The organism is Actinoallomurus vinaceus, assembly GCF_039542055.1.
Classification (GTDB): domain Bacteria; phylum Actinomycetota; class Actinomycetes; order Streptosporangiales; family Streptosporangiaceae; genus Actinoallomurus; species Actinoallomurus vinaceus.
This window is the reverse complement of the sequence record NZ_BAABHK010000011.1, coordinates 298,638-319,761: the sequence shown is the minus strand read 5'-3', so window position 1 is coordinate 319,761 and position 21,124 is coordinate 298,638. Positions and strand designations below refer to the sequence as shown.

Sequence of the window (21,124 nt, the reverse complement as noted above, 5' to 3'; positions counted from 1 at the left end):
TGCCTCAACGATGCAGCGGCGGGACGGCCGATGGCCGGGGCCGACTCTGCGGCCGGCCAGATCAAGACGGCCAGCACAGTCCGGCAGTCCGATCCAAAGTGCGGACGGGCGGCGCCCAACTGTCGAGCAGAGCTTCTGGAACGAGCCACCAGGCTCGAAGAAGAGCATGGCCTACCTCATGGACGCCCCTCCTGTGACAACCTCGGTCGCGAGCTAGCGATTGGGACGGCCGAGGGGCGCCATTTGGTCCGCGTCCTCCGCTCACAGCCTGTTCGACGGTTGGATCCACTGCGTGGGCATCCGGACTCTGCTGCCGGAACATTCTTGCCGGACGAGCGGCCGATCGTTCGAGCCGCGTCGAGCGCTGCGGGCGTCTCATGAGGAAGGGAGGACGGCGAGAACACCGCGGCGGGCTCCGGCACCTCACGGACCAACAGCCCACCTACCTGGCGACTCATGAGCACCGGCGGTGTCTTGTAACACATGAGACGAGCGACACCCAGCGAGAATGCAGCGAACTGTCCTCGGCTCATGGGATATTCATTGCCATGACCGGCTCAGCAGTTCCTCCCGCTTTCACCATCGCTGGGCTGTTTGCCGGGATCGGTGGACTTGAGCTGGGGCTTCATGCGGCCGGCGGCGAGACCAAGCTACTGTGCGAGGTCTGGGGTCCCGCCAAGGCCGTCCTGAAGGACAAATTTCCCGATGTTCCTCTTCACGAGGACATCCAGACCCTCGACAAGCTTCCGAAGACAGACGTCGTCACAGCCGGCTTCCCGTGCACCGACCTGTCACAGGCTGGCCGCACTGCTGGGATCCATGGGGAGGCTTCAGGGTTGATCAAACATCTGTTTGAGCTGCTGAGGGACGCGAGCCCGCGCTGGGTAGTAATCGAGAACGTACGCAACATGCTGGTTCTCGGTAAGGGCCACGCCATGTCCTACCTGGTGGAGCAGCTCGAAGGGCTCGGGTATCGCTGGGCGTACCGACTCGTCGACTCCCGCTTCACGGGTGTCCCCCAGCGCCGTCAGCGGGTCATCATGGTCGCTTCAAAGGAAGATGACCCGACCAACGTCTTGTTCTCTGACGACGCGGGCGAACCGGGGGATGATCGATTCAAAGACGACGCCTATGGCTTCTACTGGACCGAGGGAAACACCGGCTTGGGGTGGGCTAAGGATGCGATCCCCACGCTGAAGGGTGGATCGGGGCTGGGTATCCCATCCTCTCCGGCAATCTGGATCCCAGACGCGCCGCGAGGTCAGGCGATCGTTACGCCGAGCATTGAGGACGCCGAGCAGCTGCAGGGATTCCCACGTGGCTGGACAGAGGCCGCGTTGGAGGTCGGAAAGCCTGGGCCCCGATGGAAGCTCGTCGGCAATGCCGTCACCGTAGGAGTCGCCGAATGGCTCGGCCGCCGATTGACATCGCCGGGCGACTTCGATCACGACTACGGTGTGCCGCTCAGCCCGATCGATAAGTGGCCGAAGGCGGCATGGGGTTCGTCTGGTAAACGCTGGGCGGTGCCAGTCTCGTTGTGGCCGGAGCAGCACCAGTACACACATCTCCTCGACCTGGTTAATCAAGAAGAGCTGACGCCCCTCAGTTTCAAGGCCACTGCGGGCTTTCACAGCCGCCTTGAGAGGAGCTCGTTGCGTACCCAAGAAGCGTTCAAGATAGCGCTAAAGGAGCATGTGGAAGCGATGCGGCCGCAGACGTCCTAGTGCCGCGTCATGCAACGTTGATCATGTAACCGGTCCAGGTACGGATGGTTGATTCGGGGGCGAAGTCGCGTTTGGGCTGAGCGCGGGCGTTGCGCCAGCGAACGTATGCGGCGATCGCGCCGCCCTGTTCGGCATGGCTGTGGTGATCGGTGCCGGACAAGGCGAAGTAGCGCAAAGCGGCGAACTCGGCTTCGATCCAGTTCAACCACGAGGCATACGTCGGCAAGAACACCAACTCGATGTCGTTGCCGGCCGCCCAGGCGGCCACGTCGGGATGCTTGTGGGGCGAGAAGTTGTCGCAGATCAGATACAGCTTCTCGCCCGGCCAGCGGGCGCGCAGGATCTTCAGGAAGGACAAGAACTCACCGAATCGTTTGCGTGTCCGGATCCGGTAGACCATCTTCCCGCTGGCCAGATCGAGGGCGGCGAGCATGTGCGGACCCCGCCCCGGCGGTTGTAAGTGGCGCGCAGCCGGGCCGTGTGGCCAGCCGGACGCCAGGCGTGCCCGGGCCGTGGCTGCAAGTTCAAGGGCCCGAACTCATCGGCGCACACCACCCGCCCATCGTCCGGCGGGGTGTCGTAAAGCTCCAGTACACGGTGCATTTTGGTGATGAAGTCCGGGTCGTTTGGGGCCTTCCAGGTCTTGGTGGCCTGGCAGGTGATCCCACCGGCCCGCAGGATCTGCCGGATCGACTCACGGCTGATCGAGGCGACCACTCCGGTCGCCACCAGGTGCTCGGCGAGCTTGCTCAGACTCCACGTGCTGAACGGCAGGCCCAGGTCGCGGAGGCAGCACCGGGCGATCAGGCGAATCTGGCGGCGGACCGCCTCACTGATCGCCCTCGGCCTGCCCCCGCTCCATTTTGGGTTCAACGCATCGAACCCCATGTCGTTGAAGTCGTGGATCACGCCGCGGACGTACTCGGCCGAGCAATCCAACAGGTGCGCGATGTCCGGGACGCTCTGGCCCTGCGCCGACATCAGCACCACGATCGCCCGCCGCAGCTTCACCGGGTCTTTCGAGGTCCGGCCGATCCGCTGCAGCCGCTGTCCTTCGGTCATCGTGACCGGCTGGCCGAAGACTTCCGGGGGACGCCCCATCACCACCTCCGAGATCGCACTCGAAGGCAGCCTGGCCCGCACCCGGCTAAAGATCAATTACACGAACAACGATCTTGGACGCGGCACTAACTCCTGTCTGGCATCGTGCTGTCGGCCTATGGCCGAGCCGAAGGATTCCGCTTGCATGGCCCGCCCGTTTATGAGAGTTGTTGGGCGGGCCGAGAACGAGTGTCAGTCGATTCCGAGGTCGCCGAATAGATCTTCGGACGAGTCGTGCGGCGAGATGCTGTGGTTCGACCGCCGTGAGGATCCGCCGCCTTGGCGAACACGAACGTAACTGCTGTTGTCGCGGTCGGTGAGCGCGTTGAATACCGCGTATGCGACTTCTTTGGTCCCCTTAACCGAGAAGTGACCCGTCGGTGTGCGGTTACCGGCGATGCCGACCCACTGATCGCCTTTGGACCAATCGACCTCACGGAGCATGTCCAGCAGCTTCTCTTCGACGACTGGGCGCTGGCTCGGTTCGGTCTGGAGCAGCACCTGGCCCATGGCTCCGACGGCTGCAAGGACCGATCCCGCTCCGGCCAAGTATCTTTCGCGATCGACGATCTCGTTGGCAAAGATATTTACGTAGGCGTTGACCCATGATACGGCGACATCCTTAAGATCATCGAGATCGATGTCGTCGACCGGTGCAGGCTTTGTTCCGTACTGGATGCCGCTGATTCCTCGTGCGATGTTGACGACCATCTGGCGAAGCGACTGAAGCGTGACGACCTTGGTGCTGCGCTTCGGCAGCTGGCGCGACTGTCGGTCGATACGTCCCCTAAGGAATTGGACCTTCGCTTCAAGCCCGCCGACTACCTGCATGACAGGATCTCTTGTGTCCATCGACAGGCTGAGGCTGGTGTTCGGACGTACGGCGAGGACGTTGAGGTCGTGGAAGTACTGGCGCGCCTCCTCGATCGGAACGTTGTGGTGAATCATGACTCCCAGCGGATACTTGCGATGAAGATCCTTCAGCTCAGGGCTGGCGCTGCCGCTGAGCGTCCAGTGTGCCGTTAGCTGGGTTTCACCGTCGATGGCGAGTAGATGATCATCGTTTGGCACAAGTACGTAAACGGTGCTGCCAAGTTCGACCAGCTTGAGTTCCTGCTCGGACCACAGATGCATCGGCGGGAGCACACCCACGCCACCGCTAACGACCCGCTCGATGTAATCTCGGTATTTGGGAACGTTGTTTTTCTTCGCGCCGACGAGAGCACGCTGGATGAGGTTATGTATCTCCGCCTCAGATGCGAGATCGTCATCGTAGTCGGGGCGACGGGCACCCTCCTGAAGCATGGTCGGATTGCGTGTTATCACCTTCAGTTGATTGAAGTTCGTCTGCGCTATGAAGATCTTTTCGTTGAGCTTGATTCCCTTGATGTATTGGCCCGCTGAAAGATCGAGCTCGTCCGGGATCGTCATCTCGTTGCCCATTTCCGGTTCGATCGGCGGCATCGTGGCGGCCGGGATCATTTAGGAATTCTTGGTGATGGTCGGAGTCGCGTGAGCGACTTCTCCCACTGCGCTTCTCGCCTCAGCAAGGGTGACCGCGAGGTTCGAATGCAGCACACCAATGTCGGCCACGAGCTTGGTCGCCGAGACCCGAGCCCTCTCGGCGATCGCTTGGAGCTTGGTAAGCTCAAACGTGAGCGTTTCGATGTGCGCGAGTTTCTCTTGCGCCGTCGCGAGATGCGCCATACCACTGCGTGCCGCCCTGTGGACCGCCTGGCTGCGCAGCATCGCGATCACGGCGTGCAGGAAACTGACCTCGTCGACCTCCGGGTCGAATGCGACCACGAAGCGTCGCGCGCCGTAAACACGGACGCGACGTTTTCCGCTCGGGATCCGTCTGCCGCCCGGGACCTGACTGATGTGGCGGACGAGACCGAGCGAGGATTGGGCGCCGCGGTTCCTCTCACATTGCTCCAGGCAGTCGGGCCAGTCCCGGACATGCCGATCGGCATCACTCATCTCGATCACGACTCGCGCGGTGCCAGCTGGAACGCCGGGCTGGTCCGCCACGGTGAGCAGGCCGTCTCCCTTCTTGCAGTTCTTGATACGTCCCGGCTTGGTCGAGGTGTCGGCGTACGTGTCCCCGAGGTCGGACGCGATACTCTCAAGAACCTCGTGCATCGAGTGCTCGTAAATCAGGCCCTTGGTGGGGGTTCCCCTGAGAGGAACGCCGGCCGACAGGTCCGGCATGGCCGACCGCCCGCCGCTCCCACTTGATGCGGGCTCCTTACGGGAGCCTCCGTCGGCAGCCGGATTGTGGTTGTTCTGACTCATCAGCAGTAACCCTTCTCCATGGATGCGCGTCGACGCACCCTGAGGGGCTACCATGAGGAGTGCTACCTACCTGCTGGTATGCCCCTCGGGGCGTACTAGTGGTTCGGGCCGGACCCGGTGACTTGAAGCGTTGCGTGGGTTCGGCCCGTTTTTTCTTGTCTCTGGCAGGCTAGCAGTCCCAAGGAGTCAGCGCGTGGAGTTCGAGTCACGAGGGGGGCCCTCGACGTGACGCATTGCCCTGCAGAGTCTCTCAGGAAGCCCGACGCCAGGTTACGCCTCTTCCTGAGAAAGCAGGTCAGCGTCCTCGAGACGGACCGCTCTGTGCGCGTGGGCAGCACGGCGGCCCGTGACGATTTTGTTATATTCGTGTGGCGTGTCGCCAAAATCAGCCAGCTGCCGCGCGCCCGTCAGCGCGCGTCCGCGCGCGGTGCTTCATAGAGGTACACGAGACGCTCCAGCATCCGCTCGTAGTGGAGATCATCCGATAGGTCTGGCGCCGGGAGGCCGTCGACAAGCCCGATCGGACCGCCGTCGTTGGTCATCTTGATGATCATGACCCCGAAGGCATCGAAGCCATCCTCGATCGAGCTTGTACGACGCGGCAGCTCACGAAGTTTCGCCATTGTCCGCGCTGCACCGTGCGGAGCCTGGGTCGATACGTAAGCGGCATCGATCGTGATATTTCGCTTGTTCCGATCGGGACTGATGAAGGTCTCGCTCGCATTGACGATCGCGAATCCAACGGCGATCGCATCCTCGGTGTCCGCGTGTACGACCTGCTGACTGGAGGCCAGCTCATCGAATAGTCGGGGTAGGGCCTTGACGTGCTCGGTCATACATGCCTTCGCTTCGAAGGCGACCCGGACGACGTCCACCGGTCCGGTTGCGATCGCAGGAAGCGCAGCGAGTCTCTCCTGGTCCGAGCGGCCGAGACGAACACCCCATCGGACCGCGAGATCCTCGAGAGTCTCCGACTTGAGATGCTCATCGCCACCAGGCGATGCGATAACGAGATCTAGATTCTTCTTGCGCCTCGTACTCGAGTCGCAGAGCGGCTGATCGATGCCAAGGACCACCGCGCCATCTCGCACTTGATCTTGAAGAACCGTGCTCCGTTGTAGCATCTCATACAAGATCGTCCAGCATGCGACCTTGGAGTGACGGTCTGACCTAGAGTGATACTGCCAGGTATTGCCGTGGCTGTCAGGCCTCGACGGCCGCTCCAGCGTATGTGCAATGATCTCAGGCCCGTGCACGTCGCCCCTCCCGGACGCTTCTACTGGCGGTTAGAGCCTACGCCCAGCCCACGACACTTGATCCAGTGCGAGATCGCCTATCCGGCGCCGTAGCCCGGAGATCCGCCAGATCCGCGACACGGCCAACTGCGGCAGACCCGCGTGCTCGGCCATCGACTGGGCCGACCAATGCGTGGCATCCTTCGGGGTCGTCTCCAGCGTTTTGACGATCACCTCCTCGACCTGCTCATCGGTGATCTTCCGCGGGGCACCGGGGCGCGGCTCATCGGTCAGCCTCTCCAGCCGGTCGCATACCGGCCCGCCACCGGCTTACCACAGCACCGAGGCGGGCGGCGGCATCCTTGTTAGCCGCACCCGGTCACGCGCTCCAGAACAATCCGGCACCGCAGCGCCAAAGCCTGCGAGGACGCCCCGACGACGGGTCCAGCGACACAAGGTCTCCACGCTCTTCGTCAGTCAGCACCAGCTCGGCCTTCGGCCGTCCTGTCCTCGCCATCCGGCCATCATGCCGCACCAGCAGAATTATGTAGCGAGTTTCCGACTCAGGACACTAGCCGCCCAACGCCGCGCCGAGCAGGCGAATGCCGGTACTAGGCGTATCCGGCCTGTCAAAATTCGCATCGCTTGGAACCGCCGACTCCAATATTTCTTCCGATCCCCACGTCTCCAACCTCTGCAAAAGATCCTCGGTTGGAGGCACCCAACCGAGTGCAGCACAAATGACATGCATAGCCAAACGTGGCGGAACGGCATTTCCGATCTGCTGGCCCACATCGCGACCGGACCACGGATAGTCGGCCGGGAACGTTTGGAGACGACCCGCTTCCGAAAAGGAGAAGCGCCTCCGCTCGATGTTCTTGCCAGATACGATGCGGTTGCGGAAAATCTTTCCTGTTACTGTCGCTGACGGCTCCTTGGATGAGCGACGGCCGCGAGCCTCGGGATCCCCACCAGTACCGTAATTCGAGATCACGGAAAATTCATATCGCCTATCAAGCACATCTTCCATAGTACGCCATGGCTGAAGTTCATTACTTCCGACCTGGCGAGGGACGCCTTTTCGATAGGCCCGATGCGTAGGCAGAGGAAGAGCAACCTTCCCGCCGTTCAAACGGGCGATCAGCACGGCTCTTTTACGGGTCTGCGGAACACCATATTGCTCTGTGCGTAGAATACCGCAGTCCACCGAATATCCTTCGTTCTCCAACGCTGCCGCATAGGCCTCCCACACCGGAAGCACAGCCGGCACCTGCTCAAGAATAATCGCTTGATAGGGGCTGCGGCGATCATCGATTGCTTGAAGAGCCCAGCGGAGCGGCTCCAGCACCAATCCGGTCCGCTCGTCTTCCATCTTGGAGAGCTCCCGGTCAATCTGTTTACGATCTTCTCGGGCAACCATGCGCTTAACGAAGCCCAGCACGTCATCAAGCGCCCTACGACCGGCCCCGGTTCCCGCGACCGTGAAGGTCTGGCATGGCGGCCCTCCGGCCAGCACGTCCGCGTCAGAGAAGTCACGGTAGGACGGTCCATAGTCCCGGACGTTGCCCTTCACGGTGGCCAGGCCGGCATCACGACGTGTTGCGCATGCCCCGTCGTCCCATTCCACACCCACCGTCTTGACACCCAGCTTCTCTGCCGCCACGTCAAGTCCGCCAGGGCCGGCGAACAAGTCAACCATCAGGACCGGTTGCACTGGATCTCCAGGTGTGTCTGTCTGGGTTCATGCTGCCGCAAGCTTCTCGCACTCGGTTTCCCATGGGAAACAAACTGCTCGGCGGTCACACAGCGTACCGTGGGCCCGACCGACTCGTTTCCGGCCGAGCGTGATTCGCCCGAGAGACGCGAGGAGATGCCCCGCAAGAAGCGAGTCACCTCGTCGCTGCGAGAGCCGTCAGGGATTCGGTTACGAGGTCATGGAGTCGCACCCGTATCTGCGGTTCGTCGAGAGCGAGGAACGAAGTGAACGGGATGAGTCGGCAAACCCGCTTGGTGACATCACGGACGACAGCGCGCCGTGCCAGGCCCGATGCAGCGACGCGGACGTCGGCGAGTTCAGAGACGAGGGCCCGGGCCAGCGGCGGGGTACCGCCGATGCTGCGACGTTCGAAGATCTGGTTAAGATCGGCCTCGGACAGCGAGTTCAGCAGCGCATAGTCGCGTCCGTCGCCAGCCGCGACGCCGAGAGCGTATGCCTGCCACCATAGCCGGCCGAAAGTATGACGGACCAGACCGCGGCCGATCCAACGTTTGTCGTTGTGCTTCGGCTGCCATCGCCACATGACGACGTCGGGCACCAATCGGGTCGCCATGTACGTCCAAACCTCGGGTGCGGCGGCCTCGGCCGGAGCCATGTCAGTGTCCTCGAATACAACGGCGGCTAGAGCCCGATCAAAGCCGCCAGTGGCGTCGTCGATGAAATGAGGGTAACCGTAGGCTTTGGCGCACTGGCGGATCGCACCGGCGACGGCTTCGAGGTGCTCTCGACTAGCGGGAATGCCGCCGGTCGGCGCGTAGATCCTCGGGTGATCGAGCCGCGCATCCCGGGCGAGGGTGTCGACATTCTGGAGTCGGATCTGCTTAAGGAGTATCCGCCCCTCGGCGTCAGACAGCCGGGGATATAGCGTCATCATCACGGTTTACTCGCATCCGTCTCAACGCGCCCTGCAGGCAGGAGTAGAATCGCCCTGGATCGCTGTCGCGCATAACGACCAGCGTCGCCAAGGATTCGTGCGGGAACAGGGTTCTCAGCAATGCAGCAATGCTCGCGGCAATGGTGTCGTTGTCGTCGGCGTAGTCGTACAACGTCTCCCGCCATTCGGGTCGCAGAGCTGCCTCGACCAGCCGGCAGGTCAGGTCCGTCTCCATCCACTCGAGAATCCGCTTTTGTATGGGTGTCGGGGCAGCGGCCTTCTTCGCAGCGTTGACGACCTCCGTGTCGGCGCTGTTGAGGTAAAGCCGCACTGCAGCCAGCGCGGGTTCGGACAGACTGGTGGGCAGTTCAACGTGCCAACGTGCGTCGGGGTCGAACCCGGCCTCGGCGAAGTCCACGACGTATGTGGGCAGTCGACCTGCGGTGCCCTGCAACTCGGTTCGGACGTTTTCCTCGTACAGGATGTCACCGGCCCGCTGTGCAAGGAACGGGTCCGCAGCCGGAGTGTCATCGCCGAGGACCAGGCGGGTGGCGAGAATCAGCGCACCACCGAGCAGGGCCCCGCGTATGTGTACGTCTACATGGAATTTCGCGCCGTCGGACACCGGGATACGGCGGGCGCGGCCGGAGATCTGCGCGGCGGCCGCGGTCCATTCCACTGCAAGCAGCAGCGGAGCATCCGCGGGCAGCCCAGACTCTAGGCGCGCGCGTGCCGCGTCGACCCGGATGTCGCGGGACAGATGCAGGTCGGTGTTGTAATCCCAGTCGGCCAGAAATGCCGGCAGTGCGGCGGTGCCAGTGTCCTGGTGTAGCCGCCAAGGGTCGGCGGTGACGACGCTTGGGTCGGGCAGCAAGAATGGGGGGACCCCGCGGTTCACGCGTCACCGTGCCGGGCGATGAGTCTGACCTTGGCGGCGGCGCCGCTCGCCGGGCGAATGATCACGATCCAGTCTCGCCGATCGGCTGGGCCTACGGTGACGGTGTCGCCGGGAACGGTTCGACCGTCCTCGTCGCGCATCTCCAAGACGACCGGGACGTCCGCGCCGACCGGCGGTTCGTCCTCGCTGCCGACGTCCAGGGCGACGGCTGCGATCACCTGCACCGTAACCGATTGCGATGTCGGAGCTACCCTGAACCCGGCAACGATGCGCGAGACGCCATCCAGACGCACCATCCGGGGTGCATTCGTCAACCGCGCCAGCGGAGCTCCGCCCCCGTTAGAAGGGAAAGAGCCTCCGCCTCCGTCGGCGCCTGGGCCGCTCGCGGCGGGGATCAGCGCAGCTAGGCGATTGGCTAGCGCGCCGAGCGGTGGCTGGGTACCACCACCCAGCGACGTGCCGGTCTGTTGTTCAGCGTATGCCGCGAGCGCGGTACGCAACTCAGCCTCGGCCCGTCGGACGATGCTGGCGGCGTTGCCGGTCAATTTGTCAGGCACCCAAGCGTCGTGGGTCGGTGGTTCGGCATCGGCAAAGACCTGGTTATGCTCCTGCTCAGCCCGGAACACCGCGCCGTATTGCACCGCATCATTTGCCAGCCGGGGGCCCTCAAGGTAGTCGACGATCAAGCGCGGCGTCCGAATCCGGGCGCAGTGGTGGGCGGGACCTGTGAAGGGGGCGGCCAACGAGGCGACACTCGTGTGGATCGGCGCGATGCCGGTGCGGACAGCAAAATGACCGAGCACCGTAGCGGGACGTTTACGGAGGATGGTCGTTGGAGAATCGCCCAGCGCGCGGTAGGCGTCGACGAAAGGCTTGATACACGGCTCGTCTTGTGGCCGAGGCACCTGGACGTCAACTCCGTCGGCGGTGACCTGGCAGTGCAGCGCGGTCGCGGTGTCGGTGGGCAGCAGGAGCGGCCATAGGTTCCACATCATTGCTGAGGCGAGGTGTTCGGCGGCCTGACGGACGGTGCGCGGACGTTCCTCATCTTCGGCACCGTCCACGGCTACGGCTCCAAGGGTCGCCCCGACGATGACGATGTCGGTGCCCAATTCGTCCGGCTGCATTGGCGGCAGACCGAGATAGCCAGCCAGTTCCTCGGCCTCGGCGTCCAGCACTGGGTCGGGGACCCCTTCAACGATCTTGCCCCACCAATGCCTACCGGTGTAGATGCGGCCGTCGCGTTGGAATCCCGTACCCAACGCCGCGGCGATCAGCCGGGTCTGCAGGCGGCCCTGCCAGTGGCAGCGGGTACGGACAAGGATTGTGCCGACGCTGCTGGTGGCGAAGAGGATGCCCTTGCCGAACCCGTAGGTGCCTCCACCGAACTGCCGGTCGCGGGGCTCGCCGATGTTACGGAGGAGGCGGACGAAATCCGACTTAGGTGAAAGGGCCACGTCGGCGCGCAGCGGACCACCCAATCCTTGAGTACCGCGGTCGCTGATCACTGCCATCACCGGGTCGCCCGAAGTGAAAAGTTCTTCGATGCCGAGGTCGCCACCGTCCGGCCCGGGACACAGCCGGGATCGCCAGCGCAGCAACTGTTCGGATGTCAACCGGGCCAGGTCGATGGCATAGCGGACGCTGCCGCTGCCAGTGTCCGCTGCGTCCCAACTGTTCTGCGCGCTCTCCCGGACCAGGACGGTCAGCGGGTCCATCCGAGGAGTGCCGAGTTGCTTACGAATGCCCTCGGCCTTGGCCGAGCCGGTTGCGGCCACCGGTTCGGACCACCAGCGTGGTTCCGGCCTCAAGACAGGGTTCCCTTCGTGAAGAGCGGTGTGATGGCAGCGTCGGTCAGTGCCTTTGGCAGCAATAGCGACAGGTCCAGGTTGTACGACAGGGCGCTGACCTCATCGGGGAGCGTGTCGACCAGTGAAGACGGGGCAATCCGCGGAAAGTCGTCGCCGATGGGAAGCGCGGCGACCTGCGCGATCATGAACCGACGGTCACGGTAGTGCTCGGCGTCGGTTTCGCTATAGCCGGCCCGGGCCAAGGCGGCGGCGAACGCCCGACGGTCATTGGTCTTTGGGCGAATCCGTTCAACGAGGTCGGGCAGCGCGAGCCCGTCGTGGTCGGCGACTAGTCTTACGACGATCAGATGCAGGTCGCCCTTGTCAGGCGGCTCAAGCTGCTCGATGCCGTGAACGCGCACCATCGACCCGGCCATGCCGAGGGTCTTGACCTCCAAGTCGCCGCCTAGGAGGCGGAAGTCGTGGGGTTCACGGTCCGGTCCGTGCCAAACCGACAGGTCGTACGTGTCGCTTGCGGCCAGGATCCGTTCGAGGACGACGAGTTCTCCGAATAGGCCCCGCAGCGCGTCTTCTCCGAGCAGGCCGCCGCGGCGGCGCAGGAGTTCGCGCCACTCGTCCAGAACCCGCTTGCATACAACCGCAGGCTGCTCTCTGGAGTCGGTGGCAAGCTCGGTGAGCATGGAGGAGATGACGTCGTCGAATAGCTCGGATAGGTCGGCCCGGTGGCAGACGATGTCGACGAAGGTCCGGCCGCGTCCGCCGATGGTCAGCACGCATCGCTGTATCCTGATGTACGCGGCTTGCGAATCTTCGACAACGAGCGCGCCGCCACCAGCCGGGACCAGCAGGTGATGGTCACCGCGTGCGTCGACGCCAGCCAGTATCTCTGCTTCGTCGCCGACCAGGATGCCCAGGCCGCTGGTCGCCACACCTGCGGTATCGCGGCGCGCGCTCAGCACGGCCCAGTGTGCTCGCAGTTGCGCTTGCCAGATCCGGTCACTCGCGGTCATGCGCTCTCCGAGTCCTGATCGTCTTCGAGAGCGTCCGGTATCTCGTCATATTCAGAAGTGTCAACGCCGCTGGTATCAACCTGCACGTACTTGTTCCTCACCTTGTCTTCAGCGTTGCCGGGGAAGACAAGCGCCATGCCAATCACGTGGCCGGCCGCGTTGAACGGCACACGCGAGTCGATGTTGGCTGGCTCGGGCTTAGAGTCGCGGGCGATGGGATAAAGCAGCAGCAACCCGGTCGTAGCGTGCTCGACGCTGGCGTTACGCAGGTCAACCAGCGCGCCCTCGGACTTCCCGCGTGCCGCCGACGCGCTGATGTCCATGTCGACGACTCGGTGCTCCTTCGACATCAGCGTCTTGATGTCCGCCTTATCGCCGCCGGTGTCCTTCATCAGCGACCGCTCGATCGTGCCAAGCCGGATCCCACCGCCGAAATCGACAACGTGGTCCTCATCGCGGACGGGGGCACCCATCAGCGCCACATTCCAGGTCAGGAGCGAGGGATCGGTGCGTCGATTCTCCTTTTCGATGTACGCGGTCACTAGACGCGGGTCCAGGTCCGGAGAGTCCTCGTGGACGCCATAGGCATTGAGGAAGGAGAGTACCTGCGCGACGTCGACATCACGCAGGATCATGGTGCCGTCTCCGTGATCATCGACCTTGACACCGTCGGATACGGCAGCGGTCACCATCGTTTTCGCTGCGACGCGGTTGGCGCGGAGCCAGTCGGCATCATTCTCGCGGAAGTATCGGGCCTGCACCCGCCGGCCGCCGTAGGAGGCGTAAGCGATGCGTGCAGCACCCATCTTTGCCGTCACGTTGAGGACCGGATGCGTCCTAATCCGCACCCCGACCTCTCGCGGGGACATATTCTGCTCCTCATAACGGGCAATGTCCAAGCGGATCTCGGCCTCGACGGTCGCCAGGTGGCGAAAATCCGATTTCAAGCCGCTGGTCATCCAAATACGGGGCAGATCCTCGTAGCCACCTCGAAAGCCGAACCATCGGCCCATCTGCAGCAGCGTGTCGTACGTCTTGGCTGTGCGAACGAAGAAGCTGACCACCAGGCCCTCCAGAGTCAGACCGCGCGACAGCGTGTTGCCGCCGACCGCCACGGCGACCACCGGGCGTGGACCGGAGTAGTCCAGCCGATCGCGACTGCGGAAGTTGTCGACGACCACCGTCACGTCACTGAGGACCTCGTGAAGAAGACCCGCCAGTTCGTCGAAGGAAACCGTAGAGAGGCCATCGAACAACGATGCCGGCACCCGGTCGGTCTCCTTCTCCCACTGCATCTTCAGCTCAGTGAGCGTGCTGGCCTCCTGGCGTTCAACCGCGGCGGCAAGCTCACTCAGGAAATGACGCAGCGGTTCTCGATAGGCATCGTGAATGACGGTCTTCATACCGGTGTGCACTAGCATTGTGGAATGACTCTTGTCGCCGCGATACCGTCGGGCAGCGGTGGCGAGGACGAAATAACGCAGCGCCTCCGCGAGTTCGTCGGTAATGGTTGGGGCGAACCCATTCTCCGACCCGCGGCCCATCGGACGAATCAGCTCAAGGGTGTTACTGGGCACAATGCGAACCATGTCGTAGCCGTCAAGCTGGGGGCCGGCGTACTCGCCCTCGACTGCGTCCCGTCCGAAGATCTTCTCGGCACCGAAGTAGCCGTCGGGTTCGGGAAGGTTGAGAATGAACGTCTCTGGATACAGCTCATCGGGGACTGACGGATCGATCAGGACGTTGGCAAACGGGGTAGCGGTATAGCCGATGTAGGCGCGGCGCGAGAACAGCTTGAGTAGTGCCCGTATCTGAGGGTTGATCTTCGGAGTCTCGACGCTCGCTTGGTCCGCCTCGTCGTCAATGATCAATGCCGGAATATTGGTCAGCGAACCATTCTTTGCCGCGTTCGTCAGCCAGCTCAGGAGCCTGGCGAGGACATCCTTCTGCTTCTTCGCTACGATCAAGATCGTGCGGTCGCCCCCTTGATGGGCGGCGAACGTTGCCGACGGCTTGTGGAAGTCCTTGGTTACATCTGTCAACGGGAACCAGGCCCCGTCGCCCGCGGTATCCACGAGCTCGGCCAACAGCCGTTCCTGAGTCTGCCGACGCAGACCGTTGTGAATGCCCGACAGCACGATCACCAACTTGTAACCGATGTCAGCGGCCTTGGCCGCGACCCCGGTGAAACTGGTGGTCTTGCCAGACTGGACGTAGCCGACGACGAGACCCTTCGTCAGATACTCCGAGGTGTCAGGACTGTGGGTATAGGCGATGATCTTTGAAGTCGACTGATCCAGTCTCTCAACCGCATCCGCCGACAACCGCGTCAGCGAGTCGCGGAAGGCAGGCCAGCGCTCGTGATGGGGCAAGGGGCCGGGGTACCAGGGTCTGAGCCCGGGGGCCGAGAGCATCTTCGGCGGATAGCCGATCTTCACGCCCTCGACGAGGCGCTCGTATTCCTCAACCCACTCATCGATCTGCTCGTCCGTGAACGCTCCACGAAAGCGGCGCAGCGCTTCCGCGAGCCCGAAACGCTCCACCCAATCGATGAAGACCGCAGCGAACTGGTCCATGACCGAACTTTAACGACACATACCGACAAGCGGACAGTGTCCGGCCGGATCCGGCGAGTTTCCATGCTCACCGGTCTGGATGACGCGGAGTCGACTACTGGTGATCGGCAGGTGCCGTCCGATCCGGAAGGAGTCATGGACGCCAAGGCCAGAACGTCAGACGCGAGGGCCTTGACCAGAGGGCGTGGCATCGGCGCGCTGGCCTGATCAGGCAGCCATGCTATGTCGCGACCGAAATGCCAGAAACGGATGGTCGCTTGCTTCGCGGTTGTCATCGCACGAAAAACCCCGACACGACTGTCCTTGAGGCTGTTCCTGCAGGTCATAGATAGTCAATGGCATAGTCGAGCCGCTTGCCGTCCACTTTTCAGGAATAGCAACCACCCCGCTCGTGGTGCCAGGACCGAGGTACATGGCGATGGACGTGTACCGGTGGCTGTCCATGACTTCCGTCGTTGCCGTCAACCGCACCCCGCTGTCGAGGACAACGCGATCCCGAGCCGCAGGGCTGCCTGCAGCCCGAGAACCGGAGGCGATGCGTCAGCCGATCGGCCCACTCCTGGGGCATCTGCTCAGTAGCCGAGCGCTTCCGCAATCCATCGGCCGACGGCCTCGGCGACCTTTGACGGCAAGGTCTGGGCCACCTGTCAGTGGCGCGCGGGCTTGCTTTGGATGAATTCCCGGTCGCTGCGAAAGCCCTAGAACAGGGCGACCGGGTCGACGGTCACCCTCGGGAGTCCGTCCCTACCCGTCTGGAGGTTCGTCGGCCAGGGTGTCGACGCCGGTGATTCTGCCGATGACACCATGTGTACCTTCGACCGGCCGGGAGCCGTCTCATCGACCGCGGCGATTCCCTACGGTTGGACGTGTGGGAGCCTCAAGACCGACCAAAGCGTCCAGCGCCGGCGTCCGCAAGAGCATGCAGTCCAACAAGGGACGTGATACCGGACCCGAGCTCGCCCTTCGCAGAGCCGCCCACGCACTCGGTCTGCGGTACAGGGTGTCCGTCCGGCCGATTCCTTCAGTGCGTCGTACCGCCGACCTGGTGTTCACGAAGGCCAAGGTGGCCGTCTTCCTCGACGGCTGTTTCTGGCACGGGTGTCCTGCGCACCACACCGTGGCCAAGACGAACGCCGACTACTGGGCCGAGAAGCTACTCGGTAACCGGGAACGCGATCGTGATACCGATCGGCGTCTCGCCGAGGCCGGCTGGCGGGTGCTCCGCGTGTGGGAGCACGAGGACCCGACCGAGGCAGCCGCTCGTATCGCGGAACTCGTCCGGGGCTCGCAGTAAGCCGAAGGATCACGGAGGCACTCGAAGTCTGATCCCGGGTATGGGATTGGACGCCAGAAGTCCTGACAGAGGCGTGAGCAGGCCGGGGACAGCGTCGATCGCCCACACGCCGCGCAAACAGGAGACCCGCGAGAGCGTAAGCCGGTTACTGGATGTTCAGCCGGATCGGGTGGGAAGGGTCCGTTGGGCAGGTGAAGATGCGGAGTTCGCCGAAGCGGCCGACGACGATGTCTGGGTCGCCACCGCTGTCCATGGTCAGGAACAATCGCATGCGTGCGCCGCAGGAGCAGTCGATGGGGATGAGGTCGGTGAGGTGCCAGCTGGGCCAGCCTCCGACTTTCCAGCCAGGGCGACAGGCCAGGCCGCGGTCGAACTCGATGCCGCGTGCGTCCGCCCAGCGGCAGCCCTCGCCGTAGAGATCTTCGGGTAGCTCGTCCACGGCCGGCAGATCGACGATCTCCACCGGGCCGACGGCACAAGGTTCGGGAAGGTAGCCATTATCGGCTTGTTCCGGCCGGGGAGGGTTCAACGCCGTCTCCACCACGGACGATGACCGATACCGGAGTTCGACTGTAGGGCCGGAGTAGTACGCCTGGTCGGTGAGTTCGCTGTGGTCGTTCGGGCACCACAGCACCTGCAGAACGTCCATCCCGGCCGGCCAGTGGTCTCCTGGTACGTCTCGCGAGTACAGCTGAACAACGGGCACCATCGGCACGCCCGGGCCCGAGGTGTCCTGCACCCAGCGGGACCTCTGCCAGGTGATCATGTCGAGCGACGACGCGCCCGCCATGATCTGGTCTTGGATCCGGGCCTCCTCGGCCGTGACCTCGTACGCCCGGCCCGGATTCTGGCGGTGCCGTTCCTTCATATCGCGGTCGATCCGCTGCCAGGCTTCTCGCTCCTCGTCCGAGAGCTTCTCCCGCACCTCCATCAGATGGGGAGCACGGCATACCGGCCACGGCTCGTCCTCCGGCCACAGCAGTGGCCCGCCGACGGAGCTGTCCCGGACACCGGGCGTGCCCTCTGTCGGCCTCAGCAGGATGGCCGGGCGGGCGTGGGGTGCGAACGCGGGAATGTCAGCGATCAGGGACTCAGCGGATGCCGACAAAGTCGCGGCCCTCTCGATGGATTCCAGACGGGCCCTGATCATGGCAGATGGCACGAGGACCGGTGACCGAAAGGTCCCCATGGCACCCGCGCGGTCAGGCCGGCCGGGGGACCTGGTTAAGCAGCGGCTCTCCGGCGGCGAACCTTCTCAACTGCTCGGCGATCAGCCGTTCGGCGCGCGGATAGAACGTCGCGGAGCCGCCGCCCACGTGCGGGGTGATCAGTACGTTCGGTGTCGACCACAGGGGATGCCCGGCCGGAGGCGGCTCGGGGTCCATGACGTCGAGGGCCGCGCGTAGCCGGCCTGACCTCGTCTCGGCCAGTAGGGCGGCGGTGTCGATGGTGCCGCCGCGGCCGACGTTCACGACGAGCGCGTCGTCGGGGAGGGCTGCGAGCAGGCGGGCGTCGAGGAGGCCGGTGGTCTCGGCGGTCAGCGGCAGGGTGGACACGACGATGTCCGCGTACGGAAGCAGGTCCGGAAGTTCGTCGACTCCGTGCACCGACTCGGCGGGGCGGGCGCGGCTGGCGACCCGGCGTATCTCCGTCTCGAAGGGCAGCAGCCGGGCCTCGATGGCGACGGCGATCGAGCCATAGCCGAGGAGGAGTACCCGTGAGCCGGCGAGCGAGCGGGTGAAGTGCGGCTGCCAGCGCTGCGCGTCCTGGTCGCGGGCCCAGCGGGGCAGTTCGCGTTGCGCGGCGAGGATGAGGCCGAGGACGTGTTCGGCGACGCTCGCGTCGTGCAGGCCCCGGCCGTTGCACAAGGTGACGCCCGGCGGCACGTGTGGCAGCAGGTTGTCGACGCCGGCGCTGAGACTCTGCACCGCCTCGAGCTTCGGCATCCGGCCCAGCGGCTCGAACGTCGCGGACCCCTTCGCGTACGGCAGCACGTAGAACCGTACTTCGGACACGTCCGCCGGGGCCGGGCCCGTACCGTCGTAGATCTCGACGGTCAGGGCGTCCGGCCAGCCGCCCATCAGGTCGGCGACGTGCGGCCAGGGCACGAGCGTGTCGGGTGGGACGCTCACGCGGTCACCTCCCGGGCGGGCCTGGCGCGAAGCAACGGCATCAGCGCGGCGGCGGCGAGCGACACGGCCATCACCAGGAAATCCGCCTCCTTCCGGCCCATGCCTTCGTCCAGCCAGCCTACGACTTCGGTCCCGGCGACCCCGCCCAGGGCGGCGATCTGTCCCATGGCATGGCCGAGGCCGAGGAAGCACCGCATACCGCCGGAAGGTCCTCGAGGAACTCCAGCTGTCGGCGCCCTCGATCACTGCGTACGCTCGGCCCATCCGGCCGACGCGCCGACATGGGCGGTGAGGTGTTGTTTTCGGTCGATGGCCCGCAGACGACCAGTGGCGTCTGGAGACGGCGCTCCTCTGCTGGAGCCGGGAATGCGAGGAAGAGCGATGAGCCAGTATTTCCAGGTCGACGATCGCGTTCTTTGGAATCCGTCGAGTGGAGTCGCTCAGCTCTTCATACGGACGGCGGAGGCACTCGCGCCGGAGACAGGGCTGCCGACCGGACTCGGTCCCATGGTGAACGACGAGTGCGAGATCGACTTGGCGGCCTTCGCCGCGTTCGTGAGCGCGCTTCTCCACCGCTACGAGCGGTCCGACCATCCGATCCTGCATTCGCTCATGGAGGGTTTCATAGCGACGGCTCTGGTGCTCGTCCAGCGTGGTGGCGCGACACCATCTGTATCCGGCGGGAGAGACGAGAGTCTGCGAGACATCCAGGTGAGGCTCCACGCCGAAGCGTCCCGAGTGGCCGGGTACCGGGCATCGAGCGCTGGGCGGCTCTTGTCGATCAGCACGCTCAGGCAATGCCACGCTGACGCCGCCGGCGCCCGATTCGGGGAGTTTCGGTGGGGCATGACCCAGAGGGAGTCGCTTGGGCGGGTTCTCGGGGGAGGGCATCGTGCTCGAGGTGATCGGGGCCGGGTTCGGGCGGACCGGCACGTTGTCGTTGAAGCTGGCGCTGGAGCGGCTCGGGTTCGGGCCGTGCCACCACATGATCGAGCTCATCGACAATCCGGAGCAGCTGGACCGGTGGTCCCGGGCGGTCGAGGATGGCGACGCGGACTGGGACGAGGTCTACCGCGGCTATCGGGCCACGGTCGACTGGCCGGGGGTGGCGTACTGGCGGCGGCTCGTCGACTACTACCCCGCGGCCAAGGTGATCCTCACCGTCCGCAGCCCGAAGGGCTGGTACGAGAGCGCCCGCGAGAGCATTTACCGTGCCACGTCGTTCTGGCCGAACGATCCGCTCGGTGTGCACCGGCGGCGGTTCGTACAGCGGGTGGTGTGGGACGGGGAGTTCGGTGGGCGGTTCGAGGACGCCGCGTACGCGAAGGCCGTGTTCATCGAGCACAACGACGCGGTACGGCGTGAGGTCCCGGGCGAGCGTCTGCTGGAGTTCCGCGTGCGTCAGGGCTGGGGGCCGTTGTGCGGCTTCCTCGGCGTGCCCGTACCCGATGAGCCGTTCCCCCGTACGAACGACCGGCAGGAGTTCGCCGAGCGGGTCGCCCAGCGGCAGGGACGGTGAGGAGCCCCTTGCCCTCACCGATGAGGTCATTAAATAAGCAGCGAGTAGGGCCGATCTGGCGCGACCAGAAAAGGGCATCGTGTTGACTTTTAATGACCCGTCGGCAGACGATCGCGGGATGGCGTAGCGTTCGAGGGCGGAGGTGGCGTCCATGGTCGACTCGGCATCCCCGGCGAGGGTATCGCTCGAACTGCGGAACATCGGCGACGAGCGGACGCTCCGAGAATTCCACGAGACGCTGCTCGCACCCAACTTCGCCCCGGAAGAGCTGTTCTCCGCCGACACTCTGGTCGACGGTGTTCACAAGGGGAAGGCACGCGTCCTCGCGGGCTTAACGGGCGATGGGACGCTGGTGGCCGGTGCGGTCGGCGAGTGGTTCGCGGGCAGTCACGTGCAGCTGCTCACCTACCTCGTCGTCAGCCCCGAGGCCCGGGGCCTGGGGGCGGGATCTCGGGTGCTGCAGGCGGCGCTGCGGCAGTGGATCGACGAACTGCGGCCCCTGTTGGTCGTCGGCGAGGTCGAGGATCCCCGCTGTTTCAAGGATGTCGGTCTCGGCGACCCGGAGGCCCGGGTGCGGTTCTACGAACGGCTGGGCGTGCGGTCGCTGCCCGTGCCGTACGCGCAGCCGGCGCTGAGCCCGGATCTCGGCCGGGTCCCGCATCTGATGCTGATGGTGTTCGCGGCGGACGAGGCGGCGCGGCGCCCCGAGGGGACGATCGACGGGTCGATCGTCGAGCGGTTCCTCGTCGAATACTTCGAGTCGACGGAAGGCCCGCTGCGCTCCGATGACGCGGAGCTTCGGGCCATGCTCACCGCCTGCCGGAAACCGAACGGCCTTCCATTGCTGCGCGCGCACGAACTACCGGAATACTGAGCCA

Annotated in this window: 19 protein-coding genes and 1 pseudogene; 5 read left to right on the top strand and 15 right to left on the bottom strand. The window is 64.4% G+C overall.

All coding sequences use genetic code 11. The features are described from left to right. Positions 1-548 precede the first annotated feature (548 nt). Positions 549-1,724: a DNA cytosine methyltransferase gene (locus ABEA24_RS34195; protein WP_345436072.1), complete on the top strand. Its 1,176-nt coding sequence runs from the start codon at positions 549-551 to the stop codon at positions 1,722-1,724. Between the two features lie 7 nt (positions 1,725-1,731). Here the strand turns inward: ABEA24_RS34195 and ABEA24_RS34190 are convergent, their stop codons facing one another. The 12 genes from ABEA24_RS34190 to ABEA24_RS34135 form a co-directional block, all read right to left on the bottom strand. After that, positions 1,732-2,157, bottom strand: coding sequence for a transposase (locus tag ABEA24_RS34190; protein WP_345436069.1), 426 nt, complete (start codon positions 2,155-2,157; stop codon positions 1,732-1,734). Continuing rightward, on the bottom strand, positions 2,070-2,867 hold the full coding sequence (locus ABEA24_RS34185) for an IS630 family transposase (protein ID WP_345436067.1): 798 nt from the start codon (positions 2,865-2,867) through the stop codon (positions 2,070-2,072). Before ABEA24_RS34185 ends, ABEA24_RS34190 begins: the two co-directional genes overlap by 88 nt. 150 nt (positions 2,868-3,017) lie before the next feature. After that, positions 3,018-4,307 (bottom strand): DNA sulfur modification protein DndB, encoded by a 1,290-nt coding sequence (locus ABEA24_RS34180; RefSeq protein WP_345436065.1) that lies wholly within the window; start codon positions 4,305-4,307, stop codon positions 3,018-3,020. Further along, positions 4,308-5,120, bottom strand: a complete 813-nt coding sequence (locus ABEA24_RS34175) for a hypothetical protein (RefSeq protein WP_345436063.1) — start codon at positions 5,118-5,120, stop codon at positions 4,308-4,310. 407 nt (positions 5,121-5,527) lie between these two features. Further along, positions 5,528-6,376, bottom strand: coding sequence for a hypothetical protein (locus tag ABEA24_RS34170; RefSeq protein ID WP_345436061.1), 849 nt, complete (start codon positions 6,374-6,376; stop codon positions 5,528-5,530). Between the two features lie 30 nt (positions 6,377-6,406). After that, positions 6,407-6,649: a helix-turn-helix domain-containing protein gene (locus ABEA24_RS53775; protein ID WP_425551271.1), complete on the bottom strand. Its 243-nt coding sequence runs from the start codon at positions 6,647-6,649 to the stop codon at positions 6,407-6,409. A 277-nt stretch (positions 6,650-6,926) separates the two neighbouring features. Then, positions 6,927-8,069 (bottom strand): DNA cytosine methyltransferase, encoded by a 1,143-nt coding sequence (locus ABEA24_RS34160; RefSeq protein ID WP_345436059.1) that lies wholly within the window; start codon positions 8,067-8,069, stop codon positions 6,927-6,929. 175 nt (positions 8,070-8,244) lie between these two features. After that, positions 8,245-9,006, bottom strand: a complete 762-nt coding sequence (locus tag ABEA24_RS34155; protein WP_345436235.1) for a DUF6339 family protein — start codon at positions 9,004-9,006, stop codon at positions 8,245-8,247. Then, positions 8,978-9,880: a hypothetical protein gene (locus tag ABEA24_RS34150; protein ID WP_345436057.1), complete on the bottom strand. Its 903-nt coding sequence runs from the start codon at positions 9,878-9,880 to the stop codon at positions 8,978-8,980. The genes ABEA24_RS34155 and ABEA24_RS34150 overlap by 29 nt, the downstream gene beginning before the upstream one ends. A 20-nt stretch (positions 9,881-9,900) precedes the next feature. Further along, positions 9,901-11,682: a hypothetical protein gene (locus tag ABEA24_RS34145; protein WP_345436055.1), complete on the bottom strand. Its 1,782-nt coding sequence runs from the start codon at positions 11,680-11,682 to the stop codon at positions 9,901-9,903. Positions 11,683-11,711: 29 nt separating this feature from the next. Next, positions 11,712-12,725 carry a PD-(D/E)XK motif protein gene (locus tag ABEA24_RS34140; protein ID WP_345436053.1) on the bottom strand — a complete coding sequence of 338 codons (1,014 nt, stop codon included), beginning with the start codon at positions 12,723-12,725 and terminating at the stop codon, positions 11,712-11,714. Beyond that, on the bottom strand, positions 12,722-15,301 hold the full coding sequence (locus ABEA24_RS34135) for a Z1 domain-containing protein (RefSeq protein WP_345436051.1): 2,580 nt from the start codon (positions 15,299-15,301) through the stop codon (positions 12,722-12,724). The genes ABEA24_RS34140 and ABEA24_RS34135 overlap by 4 nt, the downstream gene beginning before the upstream one ends. An 868-nt stretch (positions 15,302-16,169) precedes the next feature. Here ABEA24_RS34135 and ABEA24_RS34130 point away from each other — a divergent pair. Continuing rightward, on the top strand, positions 16,170-16,595 hold the full coding sequence (locus ABEA24_RS34130) for a very short patch repair endonuclease (RefSeq protein ID WP_345436049.1): 426 nt from the start codon (positions 16,170-16,172) through the stop codon (positions 16,593-16,595). 145 nt (positions 16,596-16,740) lie between these two features. On the opposite strand, the gene ABEA24_RS34125 is transcribed toward ABEA24_RS34130, so the two are convergent. From ABEA24_RS34125 to ABEA24_RS34115, 3 genes are all read right to left on the bottom strand, one after another. Continuing rightward, a complete protein-coding gene (locus tag ABEA24_RS34125) occupies positions 16,741-17,703 on the bottom strand; it encodes a hypothetical protein (protein WP_345436047.1) in 963 nt (320 codons plus the stop codon). Positions 17,704-17,797: 94 nt separating this feature from the next. Continuing rightward, positions 17,798-18,676, bottom strand: a complete 879-nt coding sequence (locus ABEA24_RS34120) for a 2-hydroxyacid dehydrogenase (protein ID WP_345436233.1) — start codon at positions 18,674-18,676, stop codon at positions 17,798-17,800. 47 nt (positions 18,677-18,723) lie between these two features. Next, the gene (locus tag ABEA24_RS34115) at positions 18,724-18,924 is read right to left on the bottom strand and encodes a hypothetical protein (protein ID WP_345436045.1); all 201 of its coding nucleotides are present in this window, start codon (positions 18,922-18,924) and stop codon (positions 18,724-18,726) included. On the opposite strand from ABEA24_RS34115, the pseudogene ABEA24_RS53770 reads away from it, so the two are divergent. The 3 genes and pseudogenes from ABEA24_RS53770 to ABEA24_RS34105 form a co-directional block, all read left to right on the top strand. Beyond that, a pseudogene (locus ABEA24_RS53770) lies at positions 18,827-19,420 on the top strand (DUF6086 family protein); the annotation flags it as partial. The gene ABEA24_RS34115 and the pseudogene ABEA24_RS53770 sit on opposite strands and share 98 nt — an antisense overlap. A 172-nt stretch (positions 19,421-19,592) precedes the next feature. Next, the gene (locus tag ABEA24_RS34110) at positions 19,593-20,246 is read left to right on the top strand and encodes a sulfotransferase family protein (protein ID WP_345436043.1); all 654 of its coding nucleotides are present in this window, start codon (positions 19,593-19,595) and stop codon (positions 20,244-20,246) included. 151 nt (positions 20,247-20,397) lie between these two features. Next, complete coding sequence (locus ABEA24_RS34105; RefSeq protein ID WP_345436041.1) at positions 20,398-21,120, top strand: GNAT family N-acetyltransferase; 723 nt, start codon at positions 20,398-20,400, stop codon at positions 21,118-21,120. The last annotated feature ends 4 nt before the right edge of the window (positions 21,121-21,124 follow it).

What these genes read in the sequence shown, in the direction of transcription:
- ABEA24_RS34120 (WP_345436233.1), bottom strand. Translation starts at nt 18,676, where the DNA reads ATGGGCGGCTGGCCGGACGCCCTGACCGTCGAGATCTACGACGGTACG.
- ABEA24_RS34190 (WP_345436069.1), bottom strand. Translation starts at nt 2,157, where the DNA reads ATGCTCGCCGCCCTCGATCTGGCCAGCGGGAAGATGGTCTACCGGATC.
- ABEA24_RS34175 (WP_345436063.1), bottom strand. Translation starts at nt 5,120, where the DNA reads ATGAGTCAGAACAACCACAATCCGGCTGCCGACGGAGGCTCCCGTAAG.
- ABEA24_RS34105 (WP_345436041.1), top strand. Translation starts at nt 20,398, where the DNA reads ATGGTCGACTCGGCATCCCCGGCGAGGGTATCGCTCGAACTGCGGAAC.
- ABEA24_RS34115 (WP_345436045.1), bottom strand. Translation starts at nt 18,924, where the DNA reads ATGCGGTGCTTCCTCGGCCTCGGCCATGCCATGGGACAGATCGCCGCC.
- ABEA24_RS34155 (WP_345436235.1), bottom strand. Translation starts at nt 9,006, where the DNA reads ATGATGACGCTATATCCCCGGCTGTCTGACGCCGAGGGGCGGATACTC.
- ABEA24_RS34180 (WP_345436065.1), bottom strand. Translation starts at nt 4,307, where the DNA reads ATGATCCCGGCCGCCACGATGCCGCCGATCGAACCGGAAATGGGCAAC.
- ABEA24_RS34140 (WP_345436053.1), bottom strand. Translation starts at nt 12,725, where the DNA reads ATGACCGCGAGTGACCGGATCTGGCAAGCGCAACTGCGAGCACACTGG.
- ABEA24_RS34195 (WP_345436072.1), top strand. Translation starts at nt 549, where the DNA reads ATGACCGGCTCAGCAGTTCCTCCCGCTTTCACCATCGCTGGGCTGTTT.
- ABEA24_RS34135 (WP_345436051.1), bottom strand. Translation starts at nt 15,301, where the DNA reads ATGGACCAGTTCGCTGCGGTCTTCATCGATTGGGTGGAGCGTTTCGGG.